At 59.4% G+C, this 26,314-nt stretch carries 26 protein-coding genes and 1 tRNA gene; 16 read left to right on the top strand and 11 right to left on the bottom strand.

All coding sequences use genetic code 11. The features are described 5' to 3' along the window. The first annotated feature begins 27 nt into the window (after positions 1 to 27). Together fmt and truA are read left to right on the top strand one after the other, a co-directional pair. Positions 28 to 975: a methionyl-tRNA formyltransferase gene (gene fmt, locus ACQZ6F_RS23230; protein ID WP_449094254.1), complete on the top strand. Its 948-nt coding sequence runs from the start codon at positions 28 to 30 to the stop codon at positions 973 to 975. Next, positions 975 to 1,781 carry a tRNA pseudouridine(38-40) synthase TruA gene (truA, locus tag ACQZ6F_RS23235; RefSeq protein ID WP_449094255.1) on the top strand — a complete coding sequence of 269 codons (807 nt, stop codon included), beginning with the start codon at positions 975 to 977 and terminating at the stop codon, positions 1,779 to 1,781. The genes fmt and truA overlap by 1 nt, the downstream gene beginning before the upstream one ends. A 44-nt stretch (positions 1,782 to 1,825) precedes the next feature. Here the strand turns inward: truA and ACQZ6F_RS23240 are convergent, their stop codons facing one another. The 3 genes from ACQZ6F_RS23240 to dapD form a co-directional block, all read right to left on the bottom strand. Continuing rightward, on the bottom strand, positions 1,826 to 2,425 hold the full coding sequence (locus ACQZ6F_RS23240; protein WP_077468570.1) for a hypothetical protein: 600 nt from the start codon (positions 2,423 to 2,425) through the stop codon (positions 1,826 to 1,828). After that, complete coding sequence (gene dapE, locus ACQZ6F_RS23245; RefSeq protein ID WP_449094256.1) at positions 2,412 to 3,605, bottom strand: succinyl-diaminopimelate desuccinylase; 1,194 nt, start codon at positions 3,603 to 3,605, stop codon at positions 2,412 to 2,414. The genes ACQZ6F_RS23240 and dapE overlap by 14 nt, the downstream gene beginning before the upstream one ends. A gap of 155 nt (positions 3,606 to 3,760) precedes the next feature. Beyond that, complete coding sequence (gene dapD / locus ACQZ6F_RS23250; protein ID WP_068397555.1) at positions 3,761 to 4,618, bottom strand: 2,3,4,5-tetrahydropyridine-2,6-dicarboxylate N-succinyltransferase; 858 nt, start codon at positions 4,616 to 4,618, stop codon at positions 3,761 to 3,763. Between the two features lie 212 nt (positions 4,619 to 4,830). Here dapD and ACQZ6F_RS23255 point away from each other — a divergent pair, with 212 nt between their 5' ends. Further along, the gene (locus tag ACQZ6F_RS23255; protein WP_068397553.1) at positions 4,831 to 5,703 is read left to right on the top strand and encodes an LOG family protein; all 873 of its coding nucleotides are present in this window, start codon (positions 4,831 to 4,833) and stop codon (positions 5,701 to 5,703) included. Between the two features lie 65 nt (positions 5,704 to 5,768). Here ACQZ6F_RS23255 and ACQZ6F_RS23260 read toward each other — a convergent pair whose 3' ends face one another. Together ACQZ6F_RS23260 and ACQZ6F_RS23265 are read right to left on the bottom strand one after the other, a co-directional pair. Then, positions 5,769 to 6,473, bottom strand: coding sequence for an EF-hand domain-containing protein (locus ACQZ6F_RS23260; protein WP_449094257.1), 705 nt, complete (start codon positions 6,471 to 6,473; stop codon positions 5,769 to 5,771). A gap of 113 nt (positions 6,474 to 6,586) precedes the next feature. Then, positions 6,587 to 7,291 carry a pyrimidine 5'-nucleotidase gene (locus ACQZ6F_RS23265; protein WP_077468573.1) on the bottom strand — a complete coding sequence of 235 codons (705 nt, stop codon included), beginning with the start codon at positions 7,289 to 7,291 and terminating at the stop codon, positions 6,587 to 6,589. A 214-nt stretch (positions 7,292 to 7,505) separates the two neighbouring features. Between ACQZ6F_RS23265 and ACQZ6F_RS23270 the strand changes: the two genes are divergently transcribed. Then, positions 7,506 to 8,276, top strand: a complete 771-nt coding sequence (locus tag ACQZ6F_RS23270; RefSeq protein ID WP_449094258.1) for an isocitrate lyase/PEP mutase family protein — start codon at positions 7,506 to 7,508, stop codon at positions 8,274 to 8,276. Here ACQZ6F_RS23270 and ACQZ6F_RS23275 read toward each other — a convergent pair whose 3' ends face one another. Continuing rightward, a complete protein-coding gene (locus ACQZ6F_RS23275; protein WP_449094259.1) occupies positions 8,277 to 9,173 on the bottom strand; it encodes a LysR family transcriptional regulator in 897 nt (298 codons plus the stop codon). It abuts the gene before it with no gap. Between the two features lie 145 nt (positions 9,174 to 9,318). On the opposite strand from ACQZ6F_RS23275, the gene ACQZ6F_RS23280 reads away from it, so the two are divergent. After that, complete coding sequence (locus tag ACQZ6F_RS23280) at positions 9,319 to 10,161, top strand: oxidoreductase (RefSeq protein ID WP_449094260.1); 843 nt, start codon at positions 9,319 to 9,321, stop codon at positions 10,159 to 10,161. A gap of 57 nt (positions 10,162 to 10,218) precedes the next feature. On the opposite strand, the gene argB is transcribed toward ACQZ6F_RS23280, so the two are convergent. Then, positions 10,219 to 11,106, bottom strand: a complete 888-nt coding sequence (gene argB / locus ACQZ6F_RS23285; RefSeq protein WP_068397540.1) for an acetylglutamate kinase — start codon at positions 11,104 to 11,106, stop codon at positions 10,219 to 10,221. Between the two features lie 181 nt (positions 11,107 to 11,287). On the opposite strand from argB, the gene ACQZ6F_RS23290 reads away from it, so the two are divergent. The 3 genes from ACQZ6F_RS23290 (at position 11,288) to ACQZ6F_RS23300 (ending at position 13,202) form a co-directional block, all read left to right on the top strand. Then, entirely contained in the window at positions 11,288 to 11,827 is a 540-nt protein-coding gene (locus ACQZ6F_RS23290) for a sigma-70 family RNA polymerase sigma factor (RefSeq protein ID WP_077468577.1), read from the top strand. Continuing rightward, a complete protein-coding gene (locus ACQZ6F_RS23295) occupies positions 11,824 to 12,537 on the top strand; it encodes an anti-sigma factor (RefSeq protein ID WP_449094261.1) in 714 nt (237 codons plus the stop codon). Before ACQZ6F_RS23290 ends, ACQZ6F_RS23295 begins: the two co-directional genes overlap by 4 nt. A 107-nt stretch (positions 12,538 to 12,644) precedes the next feature. Continuing rightward, the gene (locus ACQZ6F_RS23300) at positions 12,645 to 13,202 is read left to right on the top strand and encodes a fasciclin domain-containing protein (protein WP_077468579.1); all 558 of its coding nucleotides are present in this window, start codon (positions 12,645 to 12,647) and stop codon (positions 13,200 to 13,202) included. 74 nt (positions 13,203 to 13,276) lie between these two features. Here the strand turns inward: ACQZ6F_RS23300 and yihA are convergent, their stop codons facing one another. Continuing rightward, on the bottom strand, positions 13,277 to 13,936 hold the full coding sequence (yihA, locus tag ACQZ6F_RS23305) for a ribosome biogenesis GTP-binding protein YihA/YsxC (protein ID WP_077468580.1): 660 nt from the start codon (positions 13,934 to 13,936) through the stop codon (positions 13,277 to 13,279). Between the two features lie 174 nt (positions 13,937 to 14,110). On the opposite strand from yihA, the gene ACQZ6F_RS23310 reads away from it, so the two are divergent. Together ACQZ6F_RS23310 and ACQZ6F_RS23315 are read left to right on the top strand one after the other, a co-directional pair. Next, the gene (locus ACQZ6F_RS23310; RefSeq protein ID WP_449094262.1) at positions 14,111 to 14,941 is read left to right on the top strand and encodes an AraC family transcriptional regulator; all 831 of its coding nucleotides are present in this window, start codon (positions 14,111 to 14,113) and stop codon (positions 14,939 to 14,941) included. 103 nt (positions 14,942 to 15,044) lie between these two features. Next, positions 15,045 to 16,019, top strand: coding sequence for an alpha/beta hydrolase family protein (locus ACQZ6F_RS23315; RefSeq protein WP_449094263.1), 975 nt, complete (start codon positions 15,045 to 15,047; stop codon positions 16,017 to 16,019). Positions 16,020 to 16,090: 71 nt separating this feature from the next. Here the strand turns inward: ACQZ6F_RS23315 and yidC are convergent, their stop codons facing one another. From yidC to rpmH, 3 genes are read right to left on the bottom strand one after another with little or no spacing between them, the layout of a single operon-like run. Beyond that, positions 16,091 to 17,899, bottom strand: a complete 1,809-nt coding sequence (gene yidC, locus ACQZ6F_RS23320) for a membrane protein insertase YidC (protein ID WP_077468582.1) — start codon at positions 17,897 to 17,899, stop codon at positions 16,091 to 16,093. Further along, positions 17,899 to 18,300, bottom strand: a complete 402-nt coding sequence (gene rnpA, locus ACQZ6F_RS23325) for a ribonuclease P protein component (protein ID WP_077468583.1) — start codon at positions 18,298 to 18,300, stop codon at positions 17,899 to 17,901. The genes yidC and rnpA overlap by 1 nt, the downstream gene beginning before the upstream one ends. A 25-nt stretch (positions 18,301 to 18,325) precedes the next feature. Next, positions 18,326 to 18,460 carry a 50S ribosomal protein L34 gene (gene rpmH / locus ACQZ6F_RS23330; protein ID WP_034488840.1) on the bottom strand — a complete coding sequence of 45 codons (135 nt, stop codon included), beginning with the start codon at positions 18,458 to 18,460 and terminating at the stop codon, positions 18,326 to 18,328. A gap of 456 nt (positions 18,461 to 18,916) precedes the next feature. On the opposite strand from rpmH, the gene ACQZ6F_RS23335 reads away from it, so the two are divergent. From ACQZ6F_RS23335 to ACQZ6F_RS23360, 6 genes are all read left to right on the top strand, one after another. Further along, the gene (locus tag ACQZ6F_RS23335) at positions 18,917 to 20,887 is read left to right on the top strand and encodes a methyl-accepting chemotaxis protein (protein ID WP_449094264.1); all 1,971 of its coding nucleotides are present in this window, start codon (positions 18,917 to 18,919) and stop codon (positions 20,885 to 20,887) included. 167 nt (positions 20,888 to 21,054) lie between these two features. Then, positions 21,055 to 22,575 carry a sensor histidine kinase gene (locus ACQZ6F_RS23340; RefSeq protein WP_077468585.1) on the top strand — a complete coding sequence of 507 codons (1,521 nt, stop codon included), beginning with the start codon at positions 21,055 to 21,057 and terminating at the stop codon, positions 22,573 to 22,575. Positions 22,576 to 22,699: 124 nt separating this feature from the next. Further along, a tRNA-Arg gene (locus ACQZ6F_RS23345) sits at positions 22,700 to 22,776 on the top strand. Between the two features lie 708 nt (positions 22,777 to 23,484). After that, positions 23,485 to 24,342 (top strand): WcbI family polysaccharide biosynthesis putative acetyltransferase, encoded by an 858-nt coding sequence (locus tag ACQZ6F_RS23350; protein ID WP_077468587.1) that lies wholly within the window; start codon positions 23,485 to 23,487, stop codon positions 24,340 to 24,342. 68 nt (positions 24,343 to 24,410) lie between these two features. Then, positions 24,411 to 25,394, top strand: a complete 984-nt coding sequence (locus ACQZ6F_RS23355; protein WP_449094265.1) for a GSCFA domain-containing protein — start codon at positions 24,411 to 24,413, stop codon at positions 25,392 to 25,394. 57 nt (positions 25,395 to 25,451) lie between these two features. Continuing rightward, complete coding sequence (locus ACQZ6F_RS23360; RefSeq protein WP_449094266.1) at positions 25,452 to 26,312, top strand: WcbI family polysaccharide biosynthesis putative acetyltransferase; 861 nt, start codon at positions 25,452 to 25,454, stop codon at positions 26,310 to 26,312. Positions 26,313 to 26,314: the final 2 nt, after the last annotated feature.

Raw genomic sequence — 26,314 nt, forward strand, 5'->3', positions numbered from 1 at the left:
ACCTGATATCTCAGCCGGATGGATCGCATGTCGCTCAACATCATTTTCATGGGAACGCCCGAATTCTCCGTGCCGACATTGCGGTCGCTGATCGATGCGGGCCACAGGGTTCGTGCCGTCTATACGCAGCCGCCGCGCCCCGGTGGGCGGCGGGGGCTGGACCTGCAGAAATCGCCGGTGCATCAGGCCGCTGAATTGCTCGGCCTGCCGGTGTTCACGCCTGTGAATTTCAAGGATCCAGACGAGCGCCAGCGGTTTCGCGATTTGGATGCCGATGTTGCCGTGGTCGTCGCTTATGGCCTGCTGCTGCCTGAGGCCATTCTGACCGGCACGCGGCTCGGCTGCTACAACGGCCATGCTTCGCTGCTACCGCGCTGGCGCGGAGCCGCGCCAATCCAGCGGGCGATCATGGCCGGCGACAGCAAGACGGGCATGATGGTGATGAAGATGGACAAGGGCCTCGACACCGGCCCCGTCGCCCTGACGCGCGAGGTCGAGATCGGCGAGACGATGACTGCGGGCGAGCTCCACGACAGGCTGATGCTTGTCGGCGCGAAGGCCATGGCCGAGGCGATGAACAAGCTGGAGCACGGCGAGCTGCCACTGAGCGCCCAGCCGGCCGACGGCGTGCTTTATGCCGCAAAGATCGACAAGGGCGAGACGCGCATCGATTTCGGTAAGCCTGCGGCCGATGTTCATAATCACATCCGCGGTCTCTCGCCTTTCCCTGGGGCCTGGTTCGAGGCCGAGATTGCCGGTCGGCCGGAGCGCATCAAGGTGCTCGGCTCGGAACTGGCCGAAGGCAGCGGAGTTGCCGGCACTGTGCTGACGGACGATCTCGTCATTGCCTGCGCTCTAGGTGCTGTCAGACTGACGAAGCTGCAGAAGGCCGGCGGCAAGCTGCTGGCATCGGCCGATTTCCTGCGCGGAACGCCGATTGCGCCGGGCACCGTGCTTGCTTCGGAGCCGGCCTGATGCCGCGCTACAGAATGACCGTCGAATATGACGGCACGCCCTATGTCGGCTGGCAGCGTCAAACCAACGGTCGCTCGGTACAAGGCGCAATCGAAGGCGCCATCCTGTCGCTGACGGGGGAGACGGTTTCCATCCGTGGGGCGGGACGCACCGATTCCGGCGTCCATGCCATGGGCCAGGTCATGCATGCCGACCTTGCCAAGGAGTGGGAGCCCTTTACCCTGTGCAAGGCGGTGAATGCGCATTTGAGGCTTGCGGGCGAGCGCGTTGCCATTCTTGATGTTGCCGAAGTCGACGCTCGCTTTGACGCGCGTTTTTCGGCTATGCGCCGCCATTATCTCTATCGCATCATCACCCGTCGTGCGCCCCTGGCGTTGGAGGCCGGGCGCGCCTGGTGGGTGCCGAAGGAAATGGACCACGAGGCCATGCATGCCGCCGCGCAGACGCTTGTCGGCCGGCACGATTTCACGACATTCCGCTCGGCACATTGCCAGGCAAACAGCCCGGTGCGCACGCTCGACCGGCTCGATGTCACGCGCAGCGGCGAGTTGATCGAGATCCGCGCGACGGCGCAGAGCTTCCTCCACAATCAGATCCGCTCCTTCGCTGGAACGTTGAAGCTGGCCGGCGAGGGCAAGTGGACGCCCGACGACGTGCGCGCCGCTCTTGAGGCGCGGGACCGCAAGGCATGCGGCCCGGTAGCCCCACCGGACGGGCTTTATTTCATGCAGGTCGACTATCCGGATGATGCCGGTTTGCCCGGCGAACCGAAGGAGTGTGCCGATGATGATGACGATCTGTCATGATCCCGCAATCCGGTGAAGTCGTCCGTGGGTAGGATACTGCCGGTTTAGCCCGGTGGATATATGCCAAGGAAGCGCTGCAGGAAATCCGTCAGCAACAGGTTTGGGATGAGCAGCATCAGCGTCAGCGTGCCGACAAAAAGCGGATGCGTGCCGCAAATCATCCTCAGGATGCGCGCCAACGAAAAAATGGTGGCCATGGCCAATGCCAGCGAAAGAATTGCTGCCAAACCCGTTGAGCCGGGGATAAAGACGATCATCGCCAGGACCAGTGCGTTCAGATAGTTCGCCGGCACGAAAAGCCAATTTACGGTAACGACGATTGGCGTAAACTTGTCGCCGAAGCGAAAGATCAGAAGCAGTACGCCGGCGAGGATAGGCGGTATCAGCCAGCTCGCTGCTTCAACCAATGCCAGCCTCATGAAGAACGCCATGCCGGTCGATGTTTCCGGCGGCATGGCGGAGAGATAGGCCTGCTGCAACCATAACCATGAAATGCCGATCGACGGCAGGCTCCAGAAGATGGCCCAGAAGGAGCGCAACATGCCGCGATCCGATATGTCCAGATACTGGAAGCCGCGTGCATCCATCCGGATCAGCAGCCAGAGGCCGGACAGATAGTATTGGACTTCCTTAAATGTCGGCATTCTCGAACCAGCGCTGGATAAAGGTCTGGTAGATCTCGGTCAGCGTTTCGAGATCCGAGAGTGCCACGCGTTCGTCGACCATATGCATGGTCTGGCCGACAAGGCCGAATTCCACGACCGGGCAATAGTCCTTGATGTGGCGGGCATCCGATGTGCCGCCGGTCGTCGAGAGTGCCGGCCTTTGGCCCGTAACGTTTTCGACAGCTGAAGACAGAGAGGCGATCAAGGCATTGTTGCGTGTCAGGAAGACCTGGCTCGGACGATCTGACCAGGCGATATCGTATTTGGTCGGAGAGCGTCCGGGGCGCAGCGTCTGGTCGGCTGCAGCCGCGTCCAGGCGGGCGAGGATTTCCGCCCTCAGCGTCTCGACCGACCAGGTATCGTTGAAGCGGATGTTGAAGGCGGCGGTCGCCTTGGCGGCGATAACATTGGTGGCGGCATTGCCGACATCGATGCTCGTCACCTCAAGGTTCGACGGCTGGAAATTATCCGTGCCGGCGTCGAAGGGGCGCTCAAGCAGCGCTTCGGTCAGCTTGATGATGCTGCGCACCGGGTTGTCGGCCAGATGCGGATAGGCGGCATGGCCTTGAACGCCGTGAACGGTAATGAAGCCGGAGATCGAGCCACGCCGGCCGATCTTGATCATGTCGCCGAGGCGGTCGGGGTTGGTCGGCTCGCCGACAAGGGACGCATCCCATTTTTCGCCGCGCTCCGCCGCCCATTGCAGCAGCTTTACCGTGCCGTTGATCGCCGGTCCCTCTTCGTCGCCTGTGATCAGGAAGGAGATCGAGCCGGCAGGCGGCCCATGCTTCTCGATATGGCGCGCCACTGCCGCCGCGAAACAGGCAATGCCGCCCTTCATGTCGACGGCGCCGCGGCCGAACATCTCGCCATCGGCGATGTCGGCGGCAAAGGGCGGATGGCTCCAGGAGGCGGCGTCGCCGACCGGCACGACATCCGTATGCCCGGCAAACATCAGATGCGGCTCCTCGGTGCCGAGCCGCGCATAAAGGTTCTCGATGTCGGGTGTTCCCGGCTCACTGGCCGTCATGCGCTCAATCTTGAAGCCGAGCGGCAGCAGCATGTCGGCAAGCGCGGTCAGCGCGCCGCCCTCGGCCGGCGTCACGGAGGCGCAGCGGATCAGGGTTTGCAGGTTGGTGACGGGATTTGTAACGGTCATCGGAGGCAACTTATCCGGCGGGAAATGGCAAAGCGATGGCAAAGGATCGACAACGAGTCGAAAATCTTTGCAGCGATTCCAGCAATCGCACGGGCATGCTCACCCGGCAAGCATGAGAGGAGCGCGATGTGGCCACCACGCTCCCGAATTCAGATTTAGTCGCGCAGCAGTTCGTTGATGCCGGTCTTGGAACGGGTCTGTTCGTCGACGCGCTTGACGATCACGGCGCAATAAAGGCTGGGAGCCGGCTGGCCGTTCGCCATCAGATTGCTGTTCGGCAGCGAGCCGGCAACGACGACAGAGTAGGGCGGCACTTCGCCATAGGTGATCTCACCGGTGGCGCGGTCGACGATCTTGGTGGACTTGCCGATGAAAACGCCCATGCCGAGCACGGAGCCCTGGCGAACGATGCAGCCTTCGACGACTTCGGAACGGGCGCCGATGAAGCAATTGTCCTCGATGATGGTCGGGCCGGCCTGCATCGGCTCCAGCACGCCGCCGATGCCGACGCCGCCGGACAGGTGTACATGCTTGCCGATCTGCGCGCAGGAACCGACGGTCGCCCAGGTGTCGACCATGGTGCCTTCGCCGACATAAGCGCCGAGATTGACGAAGGACGGCATCAGGATAGCGTTCGGAGCGATATAGGCGGAATGACGCACGACCGCGTTCGGCACGGCGCGGAAGCCGGCTTCACGGAAACGGTTCTCGCCCCAGCCTTCGAATTTCGAGGGAACCTTGTCCCACCAGGTCGCACCGCCAGAGCCGCCTTCGACGATCTTCATGTCGTTCAGGCGGAAGGAAAGCAGCACGGCTTTCTTGAGCCACTGGTTGACGGTCCAATTGCCGTCCGAACCACGCTCGGCCACGCGGACCTTGCCGCCGTCGAGCAGATTCAGTGCCAATTCCACGGCGTCGCGAACTTCGCCGCGCGTCGACGTGTTCACATTGTCGCGATTGTCGAAGGCAGCCTCGATGGTCTTTTCGAGAGAGGCGAGATCGGTTGCGCTCATGGGAATTCCTTAAAACGTCAGTGGCTATCGTGGTTTCCGGCAGCGGGTCCGGAGAGGGTCGATTGGTCCTATAGCATGGATGCCGAAAATGGAATGTCTTTTCCGCGCCGATTGAGCTTGGCATCGGGCCGCTGTAGGGACATATGCAAGGGCTTGGCCGTCACTGCCACAAGCAGAGCGGCCGGCATGATCGATTTGAAAGGCAAGATTAAATGAGCAAGGCGAAGAACGGCAAGCTGCGGCGCAAGGATGGGGTATGGGACCCCTTGAAGACGAGTTCGGCGGACAAGAAGCGAGCTGAATCCGTGCCGCGCACACCGCAGTCGATGTCGCCTTCCTACAGGCTTGCCTATGCGGATGAGGATTTTCTCTGCCGTGAGGAGTTGCGGCCGATCCGCCTGCAGCTGGAATTGCTGAAGACCGAAATGTCCCTGACCGAACGCGGCATCAAGTCGACCGTCGTCATGTTCGGCGGCGCGCGCATCCCCGCACCCGGCACCAATGCCTGGGCGGCGCGCAACGACGTGCAGCGCGCCAATCTCGAGGCCGCATCGGTCTATTACGAGGAAGCGCGCAAATTCGCCCGGCTTTGCTCGCGCTATTCGGCAGGCTTCGATTTCCATGAATATGTCGTAGTCACCGGCGGCGGGCCGGGCGTGATGGAAGCGGGCAATCGCGGCGCGTCCGAAGAGGGTGCGCCTTCGATCGGCCTCAACATCGTCCTGCCGCATGAGCAGGCCCCGAATGTCTACGTCACGCCGGAGCTCAGCTTCAATTTCCATTATTTCGCGATCCGCAAGATGCACTTCATGGTGCGCGCCAAGGCGATCGCCGTGTTTCCTGGAGGCTTCGGCACGCTCGATGAGCTGTTCGAATGCCTGACGCTCATCCAGACCGGCCGCATGGAGCGTCTTCCGTTGATCCTCTTCGGCGAGAAGTTCTGGCGCAGCATCATCAATTTCGACGCGCTTGCCGAATTCGGCACCATTGCGCCCGACGATGTGAACCTGATCAGCTTCGTCGACACCGCAGATGACGCCTGGAAGATCGTTACGGACTTCTACGAGCACGAAAACGGCCACTGAGCGAAGAAAGACCCGCCTCGAAGCGCGAAGGCGGGTCCTTTGATCGGCGGGGAGTGTTGCTTGATTTAGAGCAACGGTCGGCCCGGCATGTCGTCCAGGTTGACCACGCCATCGTGGTTGCGGTCCAGACGATCGAAGAGCTTGTTCATGGCGTCTTCAGCTTCCTTCTTGCTGATCTGGCCGCTCTGGTCGGTATCGGCAAAGCGGAAGATCATGGCGCCGCGCATGAAGCCACCTTCGTGCGCGAAGCGGCCATGCGGACGGTGATGACGATTGCCGTTGTCACCCTTGTTATCGTCATTCTGGGCCTGATCGCCCTTGGACTGATCGGCGGCCGGAGCCTGGCTGTTCTGTGCCTGATCACCTTGGGCCTGATTAGCCTGCGGCTGGGCATTTTGGGCCTGATCGCCGTCGGCCTTGGCGTGCTCGGCCTTCCACTGCTTGATCTGCGCCTGGCGATAGGTCTTGTATTCGCCGGGGGTTATCTGGCCGTCATGGTTGACGTCGATCTGGTCGAAGATCTTGTCGACGCCGGCCTTGACCTCATCCTTGGTCAGCTTCGTGTCGCCAGGATTGCCGAATTCCTTCAGCATGCGCACGTAAAGGACTTCAGGCGAAAAATGCGGCCTGTGCCAGCGGCCCTGGTGATGACCGTGATGACGGCCGCCCCAATCATTGCCATCGTGAGGAGCGGCAAGTGCGCCCTGCGCCACAGCACCCAGAAGAAGGGTTGCGGAAAGCCCGGTCAGAAGAAGTTTTTTCCCGTTCATCGCTTTTCCTTTCGTGTCGAGGAATGGTCAAACGATACGGCTGGCGGCCCAAAACAACCAATTAAACCTCTGTAAGGCGGATGAAACTTTCGTAACCCCATCCTAAGGAATGGTTAAGCCAGGGCCTTGAGGAAGGTCGTGAGATCATCGGTGACGTAGTCGATGTGATCGTCTTCACCGGTTGTCTGCTCCCACCATTCGACAATGGCGGTTTCGAGATTTTGGGGCACCAGAAGCACGGTCTTCATGCCGAGCGCCTTGGGCACGGTGAGGTTGCGCGGCAGGTCCTCGAACATGGCAGCCTTCTTCGTATCCACGCGATTGAGGCTCATGAACTTGTCATAGGTGCTGCCGGCCGGTTTCGGCACGAAATCGGCGGCGACGATATCGAAGATGTCATCGAAATTGTCGAGGATGCCGAGTGCACCGGCAGTCGCCTCGGCATGCTTGACGCTGCCGTTGGTGAAGATGAACTTGCGTCCCGGCAGCGCCTTGATGGCGGCGGCCAGTTCCGGCTGCGGCGTCAGCGCCGAATAGTCGATCGCATGGGCCTTTTCGAGGAACTCATTGGGATCGATGCCGTGATGGATCATCAGCCCCTGCAAGGTTGTGCCGTGCTCGAGGTAATATTGCTTCTGCAGCTTGCGGGCGTCTTCACGCTCCATCTGCAGCAGGGCCGAGACATAGGCCGTCATGTTCTTGTCGATCTGCGCGAAGAGATCGACATGATGCGGATAGAGCGTGTTGTCGAGATCGAACACCCAATCGCGGATGTCGGAGAAGTCCGAAGGCTCGGATAGCGTCTTTGTCTGGCTCATGGCCGCCTTATGACATGCCGCCCGCTGCAAGGAAAAGGAAATATTCATGCCGATATGTGAGCTTCCTTGCAGATATTGTCGCGCGATCTAATGCCGGCTATGATTCTACCATTGATTTCCGGGGTTTTGCTCTATTTGCAAGGTGAGGAAAAGCTTACGTTCTTTGGGGTCGTGGAGAGAAATTCGCCCGCCTGGGCTTTTCGGAGGGGATGCGATGAGTGAGGTGGAAAAGGCGCTGGAATTCGCGCGGCTGCACAAGAAGGGTGAGCCGCTCGTTCTTTTCAACATCTGGGATGCCGGTTCGGCCAAGGCGGTCACGGAGGCGGGTGCCAAGGCGCTCGCGACCGGAAGCTGGTCCGTTGCCGCAGCCAACGGCTTTGGCGATGGCGAGGCGATACCGCTATCGTTGCTGGCGGTGACGACCCGGCTGATTTCGGTGACGAGCCCATTGCCGCTCTCCGTGGATTTCGAAGGCGGTTACGCGGTGGAGCCCGAGGCCGTCGCGGCCAATGTCGAAAAGATCATGGATCACGGCGCCATCGGCATCAATTTCGAGGATCAGGTAGTCGGCGGGCATGGCGTCCATCCGATCGAGCTGCAGGCGGCACGCATCCGCGCCATCAGGGAGATGGCTGATCGGCGGGAAATACCGTTGTTCATCAACGCCCGCACCGATCTTTTTCTTCAGGAAAGCGATATGGCACACCATCAGATCCTGCTGGACGAGGCCTATCGCCGCGCCGATGCCTTTGCCGAGGCCGGAGCGAGCGGCTTCTTTGCACCGGGCCTCGTCGAGCCTGAGCTGATCGCCGCGCTCTGCGAACACTCTTCCTTGCCTGTTAACATCATGGTGCGCCCGACAACCCCGGACAACATGACCATGGCTGGCTTGGGCGTCAGCCGCATCAGCTACGGCCCGGCGCCCTACCGCTCGGTCATGGGAATGCTGAAAAGCGAGGCCGAGGGGATTTATCGTCCGTCCTGATCACACGAGCTCGGCTTTGGTCGCCAGCACGCGCGCGATGAAATTCTGCACGACGGCGGAGCGCTCATCGCGGCGCGTCGCGAGCGTCAGCCGCGCCACCGGTCCGTTCCCCGCAATCGGAACATAGGTAACGCCGGGAACCCGGATTTGCGCCACCGCCGACGGCACCACCGAGACGCCGAGTTCCACGGCGATCAGATTGGCGATCGAGGTGATCTGCGGCGCGATCTGGCCCAGGATCGGTTCGAAGCCTGCCTGTCTGCAGGCCGCAATGATCCCGTCGAACAGGCTGGGGCCGGCGGTACGAGGAAAGAGCACGAAGGGCTCGTCGGCTAGGGACGACAGCGGCAGGCTCTCCGCCTCCGCCAGAGGGTGCCCCGAAGGCAGGGCGATCACCATGGCTTCCTCGCCGAGCGCATGCGAACGGAAAGCGGGCGGATCGGCGTGGCCCGGCCGGATGAAGACGGCGTCCAGTTCCTCGGCGCCAAGCCGCTCCAGCAGCCGCGTCGTATGCGCTTCCTCCAAAGTCAGATCGATTTCCGGATAGGCGCGGCGAAAGCTGCGCACCGATGACGGCACGATGGGGCTGAAAGCCGCCGAGCCGGTAAAGCCGACCCGCAATCGCCCGAGCTCGCCACGCGCCGCTCGCAGCGCCAGCGCCTTTGCCTCTCCGGCCTTCGCCACGATCGTGCGTGCTTCCGGCAGGAAGACTTGCCCCGCCTCCGTCAATTCCACGCCATGCGGCATGCGACGAAACAGCGGCGCTCCGATTTCGTCCTCGAGATCCCGGATCTGATTGCTGAGCGGTGGTTGACCGATGCCTATGCGCCGCGCGGCGCGGGTGAAATTCAGCTCCTCGGCGACGGCGAGAAAATACCTGAGGTGGCGTAGTTCCATCGGTCCATATTCCGATTCAAAAGCGAAATATCTTTAAGATATGAACAAAGCCACCGCAATATATTGGACTGCTGGCCAGGTCGGATCCACTTAGGGGAACGCGGCTGCTCATCGGGTATGCCGCGCCAACAGCCAGGAGTTCTCCATGAGTTCGAAAGACAACAAGATTTTTCTTATCACCGGCGTCAGCTCTGGTTTCGGTCGTGCCTTCGCCGAAGCGGCGCTTGGCGCCGGCCACCTTGTCGTCGGCACGGTTCGCAATGCCGAGGGCAAGACGCAATTCGAGGCCATGGAGCCGGGCCGAGCCAGGGCCTTTCTGCTCGATGTGACCGATTTTGCCGCGATCGAGCCCGCCATTACACGTATCGAAGAGGAGGTGGGTCCGATCGATGTCTTGATCAACAATGCCGGCTACGGTCACGAGGGCACTCTGGAGGAATCTCCGCTCGACGAGATGCGGCGCCAGTTCGATGTCAACGTCTTCGGCGCCGTTGCGATGATCAAGGCGGTATTGCCCTTCATGCGTCGCCGCCGCACCGGCCACATCATCAATATCACCTCGATGGGCGGTTTCATTACCATGCCCGGCATCGCCTATTATTGCGGCAGCAAGTTCGCGCTGGAGGGCATCAGCGAGGTGCTGGCGAAAGAGGTAGCGGGTTTCGGCATCCATGTGACGGCGGTTGCGCCCGGCTCGTTCCGCACGGATTGGGCGGGCCGTTCCATGGTGCGCTCCGGCCGCAGCATTTCGGATTACGATCAACTGTTTGATCCGATCCGAAAGGCGCGCGAGGAGAAGAACGGCAATCAGGCCGGCGACCCGCACAAGGCGGCGGCCGCGATACTGGCGCTGGTAGCTTCAGAAAATCCGCCCGCCCATCTCTTGCTCGGGACGGACGCGTTAAACCTCGTGCGCGGAAGAATTGCCGCCTTCAGCGAGGAGATAACCGCCTGGGAAGATCTCACCCGCTCGACCGACTTCGGCTGATGCCATCGTTGCCGACGGCAAAACGCGCCCTTTCCTGCAAAGGAAGGGGCGTTTTTCCTATGGAACGATCAGCGTGCCGGCGCCGTGTTCGGTGAAGATTTCGAGCAGGACCGAGTGCGCCGTCTTGCCGTTGAGGATGACGACGCCCTGAACGCCGGCCTTGATGGCGTCGATGCAGGTTTCGACCTTCGGGATCATGCCGCCGGAAATCGTGCCGTCGGCGATCAGCGCATGCGCCTGGGAGACGGACAGTTCCTTGATGAGCTGGCCCTGCTTGTCGAGCACGCCCGGGACATCCGTCAGGAAGAGCAGGCGCGTGGCGCTGAGCGCGCCGGCGATCGCACCGGCAAAGGTGTCGGCGTTGATATTGTAGGTGGCGCCATCACGACCGGGAGCGACCGGAGCGATGACTGGGATCATTTCCGACTTTGCAAGCAGGTCGAGCAGCGTGCGGTCGACTTCGACCACTTCGCCGACAAAGCCGAGATCGAGCACGCGCTCGATGTTGGAATCCGGGTCCTTGATGGTCTTGTGCGCCTTTTCGGCGAAGACCATGTTACCGTCCTTGCCGCAAAGGCCGATCGCCCATTCGCCGGTCTGGTTGATGAGCGCGACGATTTCCTTGTTGATCGAGCCGGCGAGCACCATTTCGACGATCTCGACCGTCTTTTGGTCGGTGACGCGCAGGCCGCCTTCGAATTTCGATTCGATGCCCATCTTCGTCAGCATGGCGCCGATCTGCGGGCCGCCGCCATGCACGACGATCGGGTTGACGCCGGATTGCTTCAGAAGTGCGATATCCGCCGCGAACGCCTTGCCGAGCTCGACATTGCCCATGGCGTGGCCACCGTATTTTACAACGATGGTCTTGTTTTCGTAGCGCTGCATGTAGGGCAGCGCCTGTGCGAGCAGGCTGGCTTGGAGTTCGCTGTGGGCTTCGGACATGGTGCACCCTTCGAAATTGTTCGCGGCCTTTTATCTCAAGTTTTTGACAGAGGGAATAATGATGTCAGGATTAGTTTGCTCGGCGTCATATTGGAACTGGTGAAATTGATTTCGCTGCCGCGCTTGCCAGCGGAGACTTTTCTCTTAAAGATTGTCGAATGTGCCGCAAGCGGGGAATCGAATGGCGAGCGAGGAGATAGAAACGCTTATCGGCCGCGTCGCCATGCGTGACCAAAAGGCTTTTGCCGCCCTTTATAAGAGCACGAGTCCGAAACTCTACGGCGTCTGCCTGCGTATCATTGCTAACAAGACGGACGCAGAAGAGGTTTTGCAGGAGGTTTTCGTGAAGATCTGGCAGCGAGCCGAGCAATTTGCCGTGTCCGAAGGACCGGCAATGCCTTGGCTGACGGCGATCGCCCGTAACAGATCGATCGATTTCATTCGTGCCCGCAAGCCTGTTGCTGATGAAATCGATGCTGCATATGACCTTGCCGACACCGAACCCGACCCTGAAGAACAAGCAATCGTCAAGGGAGAGGGCAGGCGCATTGACAGGTGCATGGAAGAGTTGGAAGCTGATCGTGCGCGGGCTGTTCGTGGTGCCTATGTCGAGGGCTTGAGCTACCAGGAACTCGCCGATCAACATTCGGTGCCTTTGAATACGATGCGCACCTGGCTGCGACGAAGCCTGATCAGACTAAGAGAGTGCATGGACCGATGAGTATGCCCGATCAAAGCAAGGGAGGCCGCTCCCGCGACGAAGTCCTGGCCGGAGAATACGTGCTTGGCGTGCTCTCGCTGGAGGATCGGCAGAAGGTCGAGCGGCGCATGCGCAGCGATCGCCAGTTTGCCGCCATCGTCAACCGCTGGGAACAGAACCTCTCTGAATTCAATGAGGAATACGAGAGAGTAACACCTGCCGCTTCGGTGTATCCGAAGATCGAAAAGCGCATTTTCGGGAATTCTGCACTTGGCGCCAATCTCTGGAATTCCCTCACGCTCTGGCGTTCCGTCGCGTTTGGGTCGCTGTTTCTGGTCGCGGGCGTCCTGGTCTTTACGATCACCAATGAGGCTGCCTTGCGGCCTGCAGCTGGTAAGCAGCTCAGCGCTTCGCTGGCCGGCCAGAACAATGCCATCAATCTTTTGGCTAATTATGATGTCGCCAACGGCCGCTTGAAGGTGACACCCGTCGCCGCCGGCAAGCCGGAAGAGAAATCGCTGGAACTCTGGCTGATTCGTGGTAGCGATCCGGCTGAGGCGCTGGGTATCCTGCCGCAAACAGGCGAGGGCGAAATCACCCTGCCGCCGGAACTTCACGGTAAATTGACCGAGGGCGCCATCATCGCGGTCAGCGTCGAGCCCTTTGGCGGCTCGCCGACCGGCAAACCCACGGGCGAAGTGGTGGCATCGGGCACCATTCATCTTCCCTGACGAAACCTTCCCTCGAAAAACAATCGCGGCTGAAACTCTTTTCCGCACCCACCGTATCTTCTTCTGACCCCGCCTGATCGGGGCAAAAAAGAGGAAGAGGAAAAGTCATGATCAAGTCCGTGATTCGCATCGGTGCTGTGGCTGCAATGGTTTCGGCCGGCGCGAGCCTGGCTTACGCCAAGGACCCGATGGTCGGTGGCGCAGCGATGTATGCAAGCAAGAACATCATCCAGAATGCCGTCAATTCGAAGGACCATACGACCCTCGTTGCGGCCGTGAAGGCAGCAGGCCTTGTCGATACACTCGAAGGCAAGGGCCCGTTCACCGTCTTTGCTCCAACCAACGAAGCCTTCAAGAAGCTGCCGGCCGGGACCGTCGAAAATCTGCTGAAGCCCGAAAACAAGGCAACGCTGACGAAGATCCTGACCTGCCATGTCGTTTCCGGTGACGATATGGCTGCCGCCATCAAGAAAATGTCGATGAGCAATGGCGGCGAATACGACCTGAAGACGGTCGGTGGTTGCGTTATCAAGGCCATGGACAAGGGCGGCAAGCTCACCCTGACCGACGAAGCCGGCGGCACGGCCCACATCACCATCGCCGACGTCAAGCAGTCGAATGGCGTGATTCACGTCGTCGACAAGGTCTTGCTGCCGAAGATGTAATCATCAAAGATAACGTGGTCGCCGCTCCCCTCGCACAAGCTCGGGGCGGCGACCACATTCAATCGATATGATATTCAGACGGGAATTCCAACCGTCAGCCTGATCGCCTCGCGCAACTCCTCGAGGCCATCGCCCTTTTCCGAAGAGGTGGAGAGAATGCCGGGATAGGCGGCCGCGCGCTTGCGGGTCTTTTCGGCGGTTTCGGCCAGCAGCCTCGGCAGGCCGGCTTCCTTGATCTTGTCGGTCTTGGTCAGGACGATCTGATAGGAAACAGCGGCCTTGTCGAGCAGGCTGAGCACCTCCTCATCGTTCTTCTTGATGCCGTGACGGCTGTCGATGAGCACATAGACGCGCTTCAGCGTCGTGCGCCCTCGCAGATAATCGAACACCAGCTTTGTCCAGGCGTCGACCTGTTCCTTCGGGGCCTGCGCATAGCCATAGCCGGGCATGTCCACCAGGGCCATAGGCGGCAGATCGCCATTCTCGCCCGAAAAGCCATCAGGAACGAAGTAATTGAGCTCCTGCGTGCGGCCTGGCGTGTTCGACGTCCGTGCCAGGCCCTTATGGCCGACGAGCGCATTGATCAGCGACGATTTCCCGACATTCGAGCGTCCGGCAAAGGCCACTTCCGCCGGTCCTTCCGGTGGCAGGAACTTCATCGCCGGCACGCCGCGGATGAAGATCCACGGACGCCCGAAAAGCGGCTTGTCGTCTTTTATCGTCTGGTCTGCCATGCGCTCGCGGTCTTTTGCTTGAATGAGTGGTCTGGCTTCGGGGTTTTATCCGTGAAAGTCAAGTTTTGATCGCTGGATTGGCGCTGGAGCATCTCTTCCATTTCGAGAGCGACGAGGCAAAATCCGCAATTGCTGCACCGCTGAACCACGCAGATCGTGCTAAAGCTCGGTACCATGAAAACAGTCACTGAACAGAGCTATCGTCGGCGCATAGCGCGGGTCGTCGAGGCAATCATGGTCGATCCGTCGGCACCGCATTCCGTCGAAAGCCTGGCGGCAGTCGCGCACTTTTCCCCCTTTCATTTTCACAGGCTCTATCGCGCAATGACAGGCGAAAGCGTTGCCGCCACCATACGGCGGGTGCGGCTTGCGCAGGCGGCATATCAGCTGGCCGCAAGCCCCGCTTCGGTTACCGAGACGGCTTTGGAGGCCGGCTATGACAGTTCTCAGAGCTTCGCGCGCGCCTTCCGCAGCCTGACGGGCCTGAGCCCGACCGCTTTCCAACAGCAGCAGCAAGCGATTGCGGCAAACCTGCCCTCGGTGACGGTGGGCGATCGGCCGCCGGCGACGCTATTCGGCTTGCACCACGAAGGCCCGGCCCAGACCATCCCTCATACTTTCCGTCGTCTCGCGCAAAAACTATCGGAATCCGGGTTGGCGTGGACCGATCTCGTCCGTGTCGGCGTTGGTTCCGGCGATCCGGAACAGGGTGAGGGGTTCCGGTATTTCGCGGGAGTGGTTCTTCCGGACCATAGCAACGCGACAGAAGGGCTTGAGCGATATGATGTGCCGGGCGGACGCTATGCCAGCTATCGGCTCATGGGACCTTATGCCTTGATTTCCTCGACCTTTCAGACGCTCTTCGGCAGCTGGCTGCCGCAGAGCGGTTTCGAACCCGACGATCGCCCGGTCATCGAGCTTTACCTCAATCATCCGGCCAAGGTGATGGAGCATGAAATTGCCACCTATCTGCTAATCCCAATTCGCGGCGCCGACAGCGCCTAAGCGCCCAACCATCTCACATCTCTATCTCGAACGAGCGGCTGACCCTGAGGGGATTCGCCGAACTCTATCTCTTTGTGTTTTTCGATATTCTCTGGAGAAGGAAATGCACCTTATCAAAATTGGCTTTCTCATCGCCCTCGGATTTGTGGCAACAGCGGTTCAGGCGGCGGGTCTGATGCCGATCGAGGTGCCGGCCAGCGCCGACGATCCTGCCTTGAACGGCTTTGTCTGGTCGCCCTGCGCGACCCAGGCAAACGAACTCCAACTCGGGCCGATCACCGTCCCGGCCGTCCGCGGTTGTGCCATTACAGGCGAGAAGCTGCCACTGGTCGTCATCTCGCATGGCCATGGCGGCGGTTCCCTCAATCATCACGATGTCGCCGAGACGCTTGCGGATAAGGGCTTCCTGGTGGTCGCGCTCAATCATCCCGGCGACAATTTCTCCGATCCCAGCCGGGCCGGCGATATCTCAATCATGTTCCAGCGACCGCAGGACGTGAAGCGCCTTATCGATTTTCTGCTGACGGGGTGGAAAGAGAGAGCCAAGATCGATCCGGACCGCATCGGCTTCTTTGGCTTTTCCCGCGGCGGCTATACCGGTCTGGTGCTTGCCGGCGCCGTTCCGGATTTCCGCGATGCCACCGTCTCATGCCCCGAACCGGCCCCGATCTGCGGCGAAATCCGCCGAAACGAAATACCGGTAACGCCGCTCACACGAGACCCGCGCATCAAGGCTTTTGTCCTTGCCGATCCGCTTAGCTTCTTCTCGATGAAGGCGAGCCTGCGGGCCGTCAAAGCCCCCATCCAGCTCTGGAGTTCCGAGCAGGGAGGCGACGGCGTGCTGCCGAAGAGCGTCGCAATGCTTGATGATAATTTGCCGAACAAACCCGACTTTCACATCGTGCCTGGTTCGGCGCATTTCGCCTTCCTGGCGCCATGCCCGCCGGCCTTGGCCAGATCACAGCCGGAGATTTGCTCCGATCAGGCAGGTTTTGACAGGGCTGCGTTCCACAAGTCCTTCGATGATGAGGTTTTGGCGTTCTTCCGCCAGCATCTCAATGCAGGTCATGCGCCTTGAGACGATGACCTCGTCGCAACACCAAATCCTTCCCGAAAAAGAAAAGCCCCGCCGAAGCGGGGCTTTTTGGTTCATTTCGATGGCGCCGGTTTTCGTTTGAACAGGCCCTTCAGATTGTCGAAGAGTTCCACCTTCACGCCGTGGCGTCTCATGATGATCGACTGCTGGATGACCGAGAGCGTGTTGTTCCAGGCCCAGTAGATGACGAGGCCGGCCGGGAAGCTTGCAAGCATGAACATGAACACCAGCGGCATCCAGGTGAAGATCATCGCCTGGGTCGGATCAGGCGGCGTCGGGTTCATGCGCATCTGCAGGAACATGGTGACGCCCATGATCATCGGCCAGACGCCGAGATGCAGGATGGTGGGAGCCGCGAACGGCAGCAGGCCGAAGAGATTGACGATCGAGGTCGGATCCGGAGCGGAAAGGTCCTGGATCCAGCCGAAGAACGGCGCATGGCGCATCTCGATGGTGATGTAGATCACCTTGTAGAGCGAAAAGAAGATCGGAATCTGCAAGAGCACCGGCCAGCAGCCCGCGATCGGATTGATCTTCTCTTCCTTGTAGAGCTGCATCGTCGCCTGCTGCAGCCCCATTCGGTCGTCGCCGAATTTCGCCTTCAGCTCTTCCATCTTCGGCTGCATGCGCTTCATGTTCGCCATCGAAGCATATTGCTTGCTGGCGAGCGGGAAGAACAATGCCTTGACCACGATGGTGGTGCAGAGGATGGCGACGCCGAAATTGCCGAAGTAGCGGAAGAAGAAATCCATCAGCTTGAACATCGGCTTGGTGATGAAATAGAACCAGCCCCAGTCGATCAGGCGGTCGAAGCGCGGGATCGAGTAGCTGGTTTCGTAGCGGTCGATGACCGGTACTTCTTTCGCGCCGGCGAAGACGAGGTTCTTCAACTCGATCGACTGGTTGGGAGCAACCGTGATGGCGTCCTGCTTATAGTCGGCCTGATAGCGCGGCGTGCCCTCGCTGAAGTGCGAGAAGCGGGCATCATAGGCCGTCGTCTGCGGCGGCACGATGGTTGCGGCCCAGTACTTGTCCGTCATGCCGAGCCAGCCGCCGGTCGACTTGGCAGGCGTCGTGGCTTCTTTCTCGGTTGCCGCATACTTGGTCTCGATCAGGCCGTCATCGCCGATGACGCCGATGAAGCCTTCGTGCAGAACGTAGGCAGATGGCGTCTCCGGCTTGTTGTAGCGGGTTACGCGGCCATAGCTCGACAGCGAAACCGGTGCCTGGCCGCTGTTAGCGATCTTGTCGCTGATCGTGAACATGTAGCGATCGTCGACGGAAATCGTGCGCGAGAAGGTGATGCCTTTCTCATTGGTATAGGTCAGCGTCACCGGCGTCTTGTCGGTCAGCTTGTCGCCGCTCGAAAGGGTCCAGACGGTCGAAGGGCCGGGGACTGCGCCGGTGGCGTCGCTGCCGACATAGCCGAGCTCGGTAAAGTAACCATCCTTGGTGTCGGCCGGGCTGAACAGCGTGATGATCGGGCTGCTCTTATCGACGGTTTCGTGATAGGTCTTGAGCCTGAGGTCGTCGAGGCGCGCGCCCTCCAGGTTGATGGAGCCGGCGAGTGCAGGCGTATCGATCGTGATGCGCGAAGAAGCGGTCTTGGCAACCGATTGGTCGCGTGACAGCACCGTCGGCGCGGTCTGGCCGCCTGCCGGTAGCGAACCGTTGACCGCAGCGCCTGCGCCAGCGGCTGCTGGCGTCGTCTGCTGGGCCTGCTGCGACTGCTGCTGCAGCTTGGCGGCCTGTTCGGCCTGGCGCTGCGCTTCAAGGCGCGGGTTCATGTAGAAAAACTGCCAGGCAAGAACAATCAGCACTGACAGTGCAATTGCAATGAAGTAATTGCGTTTGTTTTCCATCATACTTTCCTGGAGCGGTCCGTTTCCGACCGCCGATGTTTCGGCCTGGTTTCGATGCGGCTTACGAGTTCGCTTGCCAATTTTTCGAAAGGTGCGGTCAGCACATCGCGCCGCGCGACAACCACATAGTCGTGTCCGGGCTGCATTGCAAACCCGGCATGAAGCCGCACGGCTTCTTTCAGCCTGCGCCGCATGCGGTTACGCTCCACTGCGTTGCCATGTTTTTTTGTAACGGTAAAACCAACGCGGGGGTCGGCGTCGGTGAGCTTGCGATCCAGCATCTCTAGGAGGAAGAAGCCGCCTCTGCGCTTCTCACCTTCGCGGACTGCAAGGAACTGCGGCCGGCTTTTCAGCCGCCCGACAGTCTTATTGGGTCGTTCATTCGTCAATTTGCCCGCCATCCTCGACTATCGGGCATTTCGGCCGTTAGGCCGAAAGACGCTTGCGGCCGCGGCTACGGCGAGCGGAAAGAACCGCGCGACCGCCCTTGGTGGCCATACGCGAACGGAAGCCGTGGCGACGCTTGCGAACAAGCTTGGATGGTTGATAGGTACGCTTCATTTATTTAAACACCGCGGAGTGCGGCCCTTCTTGAGCTTTGCCTTAACAGCAAGCAGCGTTGTTGATTATGGCGAACGGACTTGGCCCGCAAATGCAGGCTCCGTGACCGGACGTGCGCGGGCTTATACGGATCAAGGCCCGGAGAGTCAATTATACCGCCGTAAATTCCTTTGAATCAGGGATTTCAGCCGGTCGATCGCCCATTGTTGCACGCTGGTCCATCATTCCGTCTGCTCGATTACCAAGCTAGCAATATAATTCAGTAGTCACTGAAATATAAAGACGAAATAGCTCCGGATAGGCCTGTTTTGATTAAAATTACCGCAATATAACATTAATCAATTTAGCCGATATCTAGGTAAATGCTGGGAAAACCCATCGATTTCTGGGGGATGGGCTCGGCGCCGGAGGTATATTGTGAAAATTCGCGGCAAAATAAATCTGCTTGTATCAGTTATGACTGGCGCGGCGCTCTTGATCGGCGGCACCGCTCTTTATGCTCTGCATCAATATGACCAGAAATTACAGAGTTACGAGCAGACAGCCAGCCGCGCCTATATGGGTGAGCACCTCAATCGCTACGTGACCGCAGTCGTCATGGAAGCGCGCGGTATTTACGCCGCCGCTTCGGCGAAGGATTCCAAGAGCTTCGCCGACGGATTGATGGGCGATCTTGATGAGATCGACAAGGTACTTGCGGCCTGGGCGCCTCTGGTCCCCGACGACCAAAAAGCGGAATTTTCCAAATTGCAGACCCGCGCCCAAGAGTTTCGTGGCTTCCGCACGGAGACGGCGCGCCTCGGCGTAACGGATGGTCCCGATGCAGCCAGCAAACAGGGCAACAACGAGGCGAACCGCGCCAATCGCAAAGCCTTTCAGGCTGAGATCGATGCCGTCGTCCAGACCGACAAGGCAGAGCTTGCCAGGGCTGAAAGTGAAATTGCCACCTTCCACGGCAATGTTCTTTGGGTCGTCCTTGGCATCATGATCGCCGGCATCGGCGCCGGCGTTGGTCTGGGCGCCTATATCGGCACGGTTCATTTGAGCCGCCCGATCCGCAAGGTAACGGACGCCATAAAGCAGGTTGCTGACGGCAAATTCGATATCGACGTGCCGTTTGCCGGTCGTCCTGACGAAATTGGCGAGATGGCTGCGGCTGTCGATGTCTTCAAGGAAAATGGCAAGGCCGTTCGCCGCATGAATGCCGAGGAAACGGCCATGCGCGCCAGAAGCGATGAGCTTCAATCGAGCATGTCGCTGGCCGTTTCAGCTGCGGCCGCCGGCGACTTCAGTCGTCGCATCGATAGGGATTATGGTGACGCCAACCTCAATCGCTTCGCCAGCAATGTGAATGAATTGCTGGTCAGCGTCGATGTCGGCATCGGCGAGGTTCGTCGCGTCATCGCAAGCCTGGCCGATGGCGATCTGACGCAGGCCATGAAGGGCGAATTCCAGGGCGCTTTCGCGGAATTGCAGCAGAACGTCAACGCGACGCTTGCGACGCTCAAGGGCACCATGCGCGAGGTGCGCGAGACGACAAGCTCGATCAACTCCAATACCAACGAGATGCGCCACGCCAGCGACGACCTCTCCAAGCGCACCGAGCAGCAGGCCGCCGCTCTCGAGGAAACCTCGGCGGCGCTTGATGAGATCACCTCCGTCGTCCAGAACTCGACGGAACGGGCGCGCGAGGCGAGTGTCATGGTCAGCGAAGCCAAGGACGATGCCGCGCGCTCCGGCACGGTGGTTCGCAACGCCATCGACGCCATGGGCCGGATCCAGCAGGCGTCCGGCGAAATCAGCCAGATCATCGGCGTCATCGACGATATCGCCTTCCAGACCAATCTGCTGGCGCTGAACGCCGGCGTGGAGGCTGCGCGCGCCGGCGAGGCGGGCAAGGGCTTTGCCGTCGTTGCCCAGGAAGTACGCGAGCTCGCCCAGCGCTCCGCCACCGCGGCCAAGGACATCAAGGCGCTGATCGGCAAATCGGGAGATCAGGTGCAGGTCGGCGTCAAGCTGGTGCAGGACACCGGCTCAGCGTTGGCGACCATCGAAGCCCGCGTGCTCAAGATCAACGACCACATCCATTCCATCGCGACGGCGGCGCGGGAACAGGCAACGGGCCTGTCCGAGGTCAACAAGGCCGTCAATCAGATGGACGAGGTCACGCAGCGCAATGCGGCAATGGTCGAGGAGACCTCGGCCGCGACCCATCGTCTGGCGGGCGAAGCCGATGGTCTGGTGCGGCTTGTCTCCCGCTTCAAGGTTGATGGAGGCGCCCCGTCCGCCCCGGTGCCGGCACGCGCCGAAACACACCGTCCGGCGGCCTCGCCGGCCCGTCGGATGATCGACAAGGTTGCCACGGCCTTTGGCGGCAATGCCGCCCGGTCGCCAGCCGCCACGACGCAGAATTGGGAAGAATTCTGATCTCTTTGGCAGGGCGGTGCGGCCTTGCTTGAGCGCCGCCACCACCCTTGCCGAGCCTGTTGCGGTATCAAAGCCGGGAAGCGATTGGAAAAAAGCCCATAATCACCTATTATCTAGTTTCGATACGTCGCCATCAGGTCGCTTAGCGGCGAAGCGGGACAATTGAAATGGATAGTGAGCAGGGCAGGGATACCGCGAAGGCCGGCAAGGCCGAGAAGGGTCGACTGTCCCAGTTTTGCAGGCCTACCGGCATTTTCGGCGGCCTCTCCGGCAAGCTTCTCATCCTCACCGTCGGCTTCATTCTTATCGCCGAAGTGCTGATCTTCGTGCCCTCCGTTGCCAATATGCGGCTGCGCTGGCTGGAAGATCGCCTGAACACGGCCGCCGCCGCCGCAATCGTCATCGACGGCCTGCAGCCGGCCGAGCTGCCCCGCGCGCTGCAGAAGGAAACTCTGATGGCCACGGGCACCCGGGCCATCGTTTTGCGCAAGGACGGCACATCTCGCCTGCTGGCGACGGCCGAGATGCCGGCTTCCGTCGACGACATGTATGATCTGAGCGATGTGTCGCAGCTGACGGCCATCAAGGATGCGCTGGACACGCTGCTGTTCGGTGGCAACCGCATCATCCGCGTCTTCGGCCCGGTGGGCGGCGATGCCGGCAGCGGCATCGAGGTGGTGCTGAAAGATACGCGCCTGCGCAATGCGATGCTCGCCTATTCCGGCAGCGTCTTCTTCATGTCGATCCTGATCTCGCTATTCACCGCGACGCTGATTTTCTTTGCGATCAATCGCATGATGATCCGGCCGATCCGCCGCCTCACCGACAGCATGCAGGCTTATTCGGACGATCCGGAAGATCCAGGCCGCGTGCTGGTGCCCGACAAGGGGGGCGATGAGCTCGCCGTTGCCGGCCGTCATCTCGCCTCGATGCAGTCGCAGCTGCAGAAGACGCTGAAACAACAGAAAAATCTGGCCGCCCTCGGCCTCGCCGTGTCGAAGATCAACCACGACATGCGCAACATATTGTCGGCTGCGCAGCTGATGTCGGACAGGCTGGTCGATGTCGATGATCCTATGGTCAAGCGTTTTGCACCCAAGTTGCTGCGCACCATCGACCGCGCCGTCGGCTATACGACCGAGGTTCTGTCCTACGGCCAGACCTCCGAATCCGCGCCGCGCCGGCGCAAGATTCATCTCGTCGAGCTTATCGGCGAGGTGCGCGATATCCTGGCGATCGATCCCGAAAGCGGCATAGAATTCGTCGAGCAGCTCAGCCCCGAGCTGGAGGTCGACGCCGACAGCGAGCAACTGTTCCGCGTCATCCACAATCTCTGCCGCAATGCTCATCAGGCGTTGATCGCTTTCGGCGAGATCACGCCGGACAGCATCAGGCGCATCACCGTCTCGGCACATCGAATCGGCAGCGTCGTCAGCATCACCGTCGATGACACCGGCCCCGGCATGCCGCAGAAAGCCCGCGAAAACCTTTTCACCGCCTTCCGTGGCTCGGCGCGCTCCGGCGGCACAGGCCTTGGCCTGGCGATTGCGAGAGAGTTGGTGCTGGCCCATGGCGGCACCATTGCGCTGGTGGAAAAGCCGGCGGCGGGAACGCAGTTCCGAATCGAAATTCCCGACCGTCCGGTATCCCTTGACGACTACCGCAGCCGGAGCTTCCAAGAAAGCTAAGTATTTTCAGATGCTTGCCGGCATCTTGCACGAAAATTGCGATCTTTTTCACAAATCCACTTGCATTCCCTCAAGGGAGGCTTTAGAGAACCGCCACACCAAACGGTTCCTTCCGTTTCGGCACGCACCCGTAGCTCAGCTGGATAGAGCACCAGACTACGAATCTGGGGGTCAGGAGTTCGAATCTCTTCGGGTGCGCCATTTCTTCCAAAGGTTATTTTGAGTGAGAACGCAGCAGATTGCTGCGCGAAGTGAATGTATCGTTCCGTCTTGAGTAATCTGTAGCCGACACGGAGAACACATCCGTGTTCCGCACCGATGATGAGCACCTCGTCCTCGGAGCGAGACGGTATCGAGCTCCCGCGGTTTGCCGGCTCAAGGCCATCAGCAAGAACCGCAACGCCAGAAGCTTTCATCTTGTTATCGAGGGCGCTGATGTTGCTGCGTACCCCGCCACTGCCGAGCCGCAGTCGCGCTGGTGGTGATTGGCAAACAAGCGCTGCGCGATCATTTCTCCCTTGCGGGTCTTCGGCGGGCTGGCTCATCTACCTTGCATAGAAAGGCTGACGCCAGCCTGTACTCGGTTTTGGCGAAGCTGCCAGTGGCCTGAAATCCTGGCGCGTTTCCACGATATGACGCTACCGGACTGGGGACGACGCTATCTGTATAGAATTGTAGAGACACAGCCAGTTTACTTCACGCACCGCTCAATTGCTTTGGGAGCATCAATGGAGCCAGCTGAGACAGGTCTTTCTACACTTTCTACAACTGAAGAATAACTCTTCTGTCTTTCCGATAACAAGAGAACCGGGGACTGCGCATTGCGAACCATGAATAGCATAGGGGCTATCTATTCGGCATCGCGTGGGCGGGATTTTGATGTCAATGCGCATATGTTAGGGGCGTGCCATGGAGCGTTGGCTGTTGGTTTCCAATTGCAACACGTATGGTCTTGCGCGTTCGTTGCAGTTGTTGAGCAACAGCTTCCATCTTGATTGCGTCGATGTGTGGCAATTCAAGCGGAATACGCAGGACTATGCGGAGAAGATCCCGACCTATGATCGGGTGATTGTAAATCCCGAGGTCGAGCTTAGCGGCTATGACTTCTCGACGGCACGGAATCTCCAAAGGATTCCGAACCTGGAATTTGACGCCTACCACCCGGATTTCTGTTTTGCCGGAGCAAGGGGGACGCGTATTACCGAGCCGATGGCCGCTAGCCAGTCGATGATCGCGCTCGCGGCCTTTCAGGCGGAGTTGAACGTCGAGCAGACACTGAAGCTGTTTCGCCGCGACGTTTATGAGCGGTGCGGTTTTCTTGCGCGATGGGAGCCCGCGAGAGATAGGCTCATTTCAACATTCGCAACCTTCGGAATCGATTTATCGAATTCTTTCCGGCGCTGGTCACGCGGGGAAATTTTCATGCACAGTTTGGGGCACCCGAAGGCGCAGCCGATTTTCGATATCGCGCGGGCGTTTCTCAAAAATCAGAACGTGGAGATTAACAAGACAGATATTCTGCCGTTTGACACGATGGTGGAGGCAGCCTGCCTACCAGTCTATCCCGAGATCGGAGAGGCGCTCGGCGTCAATGGCTCCTATCTCTTCAAGCTTGCGGGCGAATACAAGCTGATCTCATTGCAGAAATTCATCGAGCGCAGCTTCGAGGTCTATCGGGGATACGATCTGAACGAGATTCAGGTCGAGCCCGGTTTTCGCAGTCGTTTTCAACAGGTCACAAGCGTTGTGGCGGAGATACATGCATGACTAATCCATATGCGGGAATTCAGGATTACCAACTATGGCGGCGGTCTGTCGCACGGGTGGAAACGCACATGTTCGACCCTATCGTCAATCCGAGATTCACGATCGACAAGACGTCAAAAGTCGCAACCGCCGGCAGCTGTTTCGCTCAGCATATTTCGCGACAAATCCAGCGTATCGGCTTTCATTATTTCATTACCGAAAAGGGAAGCGAGCTTCCCGAAGCGGAGCGCACCAAGCGCAACTTCGGCGTTTTCTCCGCGCGATATGGAAATATCTACACGGCACGGCAACTGCTTCAACTTTTCGAAGAGGTGTTCGAGGGTCGTGTTCCCTTGAAAAAGGCGTGGTTGCGCAAGGACGGCAGGTTTGTCGATCCCTATCGCCCGCAGATCGAGCCGGATGGTTATGAAACAGCCGAGGCCGTTGCCGAGGCGCGCAGGCGCCATCTTGCGGCTGTTCGGTCGGTTTTCGTCGATTCCGACGTTCTGGTTTTCACTCTCGGGCTTACCGAGGCATGGAGATCAAAGGCGGACGGTTCCATCTTTCCGTTGGCGCCTGGCGTCACCGCTGGTTCTTTCGACCCCGATCAGCACGAGTTCATCAATCTTACCCTCGACAATGTGAACGATGATCTGTCGCTTTTTCTCAAGAAACTGAAAGCAGTGAATCCCCAGGTGAAAGTGCTGCTCACCGTGTCGCCGGTGCCGCTGGTCGCGACTTATGAGAACCGAAGCGTCCTGGTTTCGACAACCTACAGCAAATCCGTGTTGCGGGTGGCAGCCGAACAGATGCTCTCACGCTTCGGCTGGGTGGACTATTTTCCCTCCTATGAAATCATCACCGGAAGCTATGCGGGCGGCCTCTATTACGAGGACGACTATCGCGAGGTAAATCACCTTGGCGTAGCGCACGTGATGCGATGTTTCGTACGACATTACGTATCCCAGCCGGCCGAGGCATCGGCCAGGAAGGTCGAGATGTTGCCACCTCCCGTCGCCGAATTTCAGGACGTGGTCTGTGAAGAGCGCGAAATCGAACTCTTGCGCCCCTGATGTGAGGGCAACGGCTACGGGTTCGTCGCTCACACAAGATATGGATGGGAGTTTTTCGTGGAATCGTGGTTGGTCATTTCGAACGCACAGACGCACAATCTGGCAAACTCACTGCGGCTGCTTACCAATGACGTTGAGATCGATGATGTCACCATCTGGCACCTGAAGGCGGATCTCAACAGCTATCAGCAAAAAATTCCGGATTATGACAGGGTGATCATCCATCCCTATATCGAGCAAGCCTATTGTGATTTCTCAACCGCGGCGAAGCTGGACAGAATACCTTCCATAGCGTTTGACGCCTATCATCCGGATGTCTGTTTCACCCTCATGCGGGGTCATATTTTCAACGGTGTCATGGGTGCCTATCATTCGATGATAGGACTGGCAGCCTTCAGAGCGGGGTTGAGTGTTGAGAGAACATGCTCCCTTTTCCGGCGCGATATTTTTGAACGGTGCGGATTTTTGAATCGCTGGGAGGGCGAGCGTCAGCAGTTGATGGACAATTTCGCTCGATACGGGCTGGATATTTCGGCTCCATTCAGATCCTGGGCGCGCCGGGAGAGCTTCATGCACGGCATTGATCACTCAAAAGCGCGTCCCATCCACGACATTGCCCGCACATATCTTCAATCCTGCGGGATCGAGCCCAATCCCACGGATATCGTACCGGCAGATTTGATCATGACGGGTGTGTGTTTTCCGGTCTATCCGGAGATTGCAGAAGCCCTCGGCGTTGAAGGCTCCTATATGTTCAAGCGATATCAGGAGTACAGGCTGATCTCGCTGGAGGATTTCATGGAGCAGAGCTTTGCGGCCTACTCAAAATTCCCTATCGACGAGATCACCGTCGATCCGCGTTTTCACCAACGCTTCGAGCTGGTACGATCCGTGATAGCTGAAGAAAACCAGCACTGACA

The organism is Rhizobium sp. A22-96 (genome assembly GCF_053521805.1).

Excerpts from the sequence above, each read along its gene's own strand:
- yidC (WP_077468582.1), bottom strand. The coding sequence starts at position 17,899 with ATGGAAAACAAACGCAATTACTTCATTGCAATTGCACTGTCAGTGCTG.
- ACQZ6F_RS23300 (WP_077468579.1), top strand. The coding sequence starts at position 12,645 with ATGATCAAGTCCGTGATTCGCATCGGTGCTGTGGCTGCAATGGTTTCG.
- yihA (WP_077468580.1), bottom strand. The coding sequence starts at position 13,936 with ATGGCAGACCAGACGATAAAAGACGACAAGCCGCTTTTCGGGCGTCCG.
- ACQZ6F_RS23290 (WP_077468577.1), top strand. The coding sequence starts at position 11,288 with ATGGCGAGCGAGGAGATAGAAACGCTTATCGGCCGCGTCGCCATGCGT.
- argB (WP_068397540.1), bottom strand. The coding sequence starts at position 11,106 with ATGTCCGAAGCCCACAGCGAACTCCAAGCCAGCCTGCTCGCACAGGCG.
- ACQZ6F_RS23260 (WP_449094257.1), bottom strand. The coding sequence starts at position 6,473 with ATGAACGGGAAAAAACTTCTTCTGACCGGGCTTTCCGCAACCCTTCTT.
- ACQZ6F_RS23240 (WP_077468570.1), bottom strand. The coding sequence starts at position 2,425 with ATGCCGACATTTAAGGAAGTCCAATACTATCTGTCCGGCCTCTGGCTG.
- ACQZ6F_RS23275 (WP_449094259.1), bottom strand. The coding sequence starts at position 9,173 with ATGGAACTACGCCACCTCAGGTATTTTCTCGCCGTCGCCGAGGAGCTG.
- rpmH (WP_034488840.1), bottom strand. The coding sequence starts at position 18,460 with ATGAAGCGTACCTATCAACCATCCAAGCTTGTTCGCAAGCGTCGCCAC.
- ACQZ6F_RS23255 (WP_068397553.1), top strand. The coding sequence starts at position 4,831 with ATGAGCAAGGCGAAGAACGGCAAGCTGCGGCGCAAGGATGGGGTATGG.
- ACQZ6F_RS23310 (WP_449094262.1), top strand. The coding sequence starts at position 14,111 with ATGAAAACAGTCACTGAACAGAGCTATCGTCGGCGCATAGCGCGGGTC.
- ACQZ6F_RS23280 (WP_449094260.1), top strand. The coding sequence starts at position 9,319 with ATGAGTTCGAAAGACAACAAGATTTTTCTTATCACCGGCGTCAGCTCT.
- rnpA (WP_077468583.1), bottom strand. The coding sequence starts at position 18,300 with ATGGCGGGCAAATTGACGAATGAACGACCCAATAAGACTGTCGGGCGG.
- dapD (WP_068397555.1), bottom strand. The coding sequence starts at position 4,618 with ATGAGCGCAACCGATCTCGCCTCTCTCGAAAAGACCATCGAGGCTGCC.
- dapE (WP_449094256.1), bottom strand. The coding sequence starts at position 3,605 with ATGACCGTTACAAATCCCGTCACCAACCTGCAAACCCTGATCCGCTGC.
- ACQZ6F_RS23355 (WP_449094265.1), top strand. The coding sequence starts at position 24,411 with ATGTTCGACCCTATCGTCAATCCGAGATTCACGATCGACAAGACGTCA.
- ACQZ6F_RS23350 (WP_077468587.1), top strand. The coding sequence starts at position 23,485 with ATGGAGCGTTGGCTGTTGGTTTCCAATTGCAACACGTATGGTCTTGCG.
- ACQZ6F_RS23335 (WP_449094264.1), top strand. The coding sequence starts at position 18,917 with ATGACTGGCGCGGCGCTCTTGATCGGCGGCACCGCTCTTTATGCTCTG.
- ACQZ6F_RS23315 (WP_449094263.1), top strand. The coding sequence starts at position 15,045 with ATGCACCTTATCAAAATTGGCTTTCTCATCGCCCTCGGATTTGTGGCA.
- ACQZ6F_RS23270 (WP_449094258.1), top strand. The coding sequence starts at position 7,506 with ATGAGTGAGGTGGAAAAGGCGCTGGAATTCGCGCGGCTGCACAAGAAG.
- ACQZ6F_RS23340 (WP_077468585.1), top strand. The coding sequence starts at position 21,055 with ATGGATAGTGAGCAGGGCAGGGATACCGCGAAGGCCGGCAAGGCCGAG.
- truA (WP_449094255.1), top strand. The coding sequence starts at position 975 with ATGCCGCGCTACAGAATGACCGTCGAATATGACGGCACGCCCTATGTC.
- ACQZ6F_RS23265 (WP_077468573.1), bottom strand. The coding sequence starts at position 7,291 with ATGAGCCAGACAAAGACGCTATCCGAGCCTTCGGACTTCTCCGACATC.
- fmt (WP_449094254.1), top strand. The coding sequence starts at position 28 with ATGTCGCTCAACATCATTTTCATGGGAACGCCCGAATTCTCCGTGCCG.
- ACQZ6F_RS23295 (WP_449094261.1), top strand. The coding sequence starts at position 11,824 with ATGAGTATGCCCGATCAAAGCAAGGGAGGCCGCTCCCGCGACGAAGTC.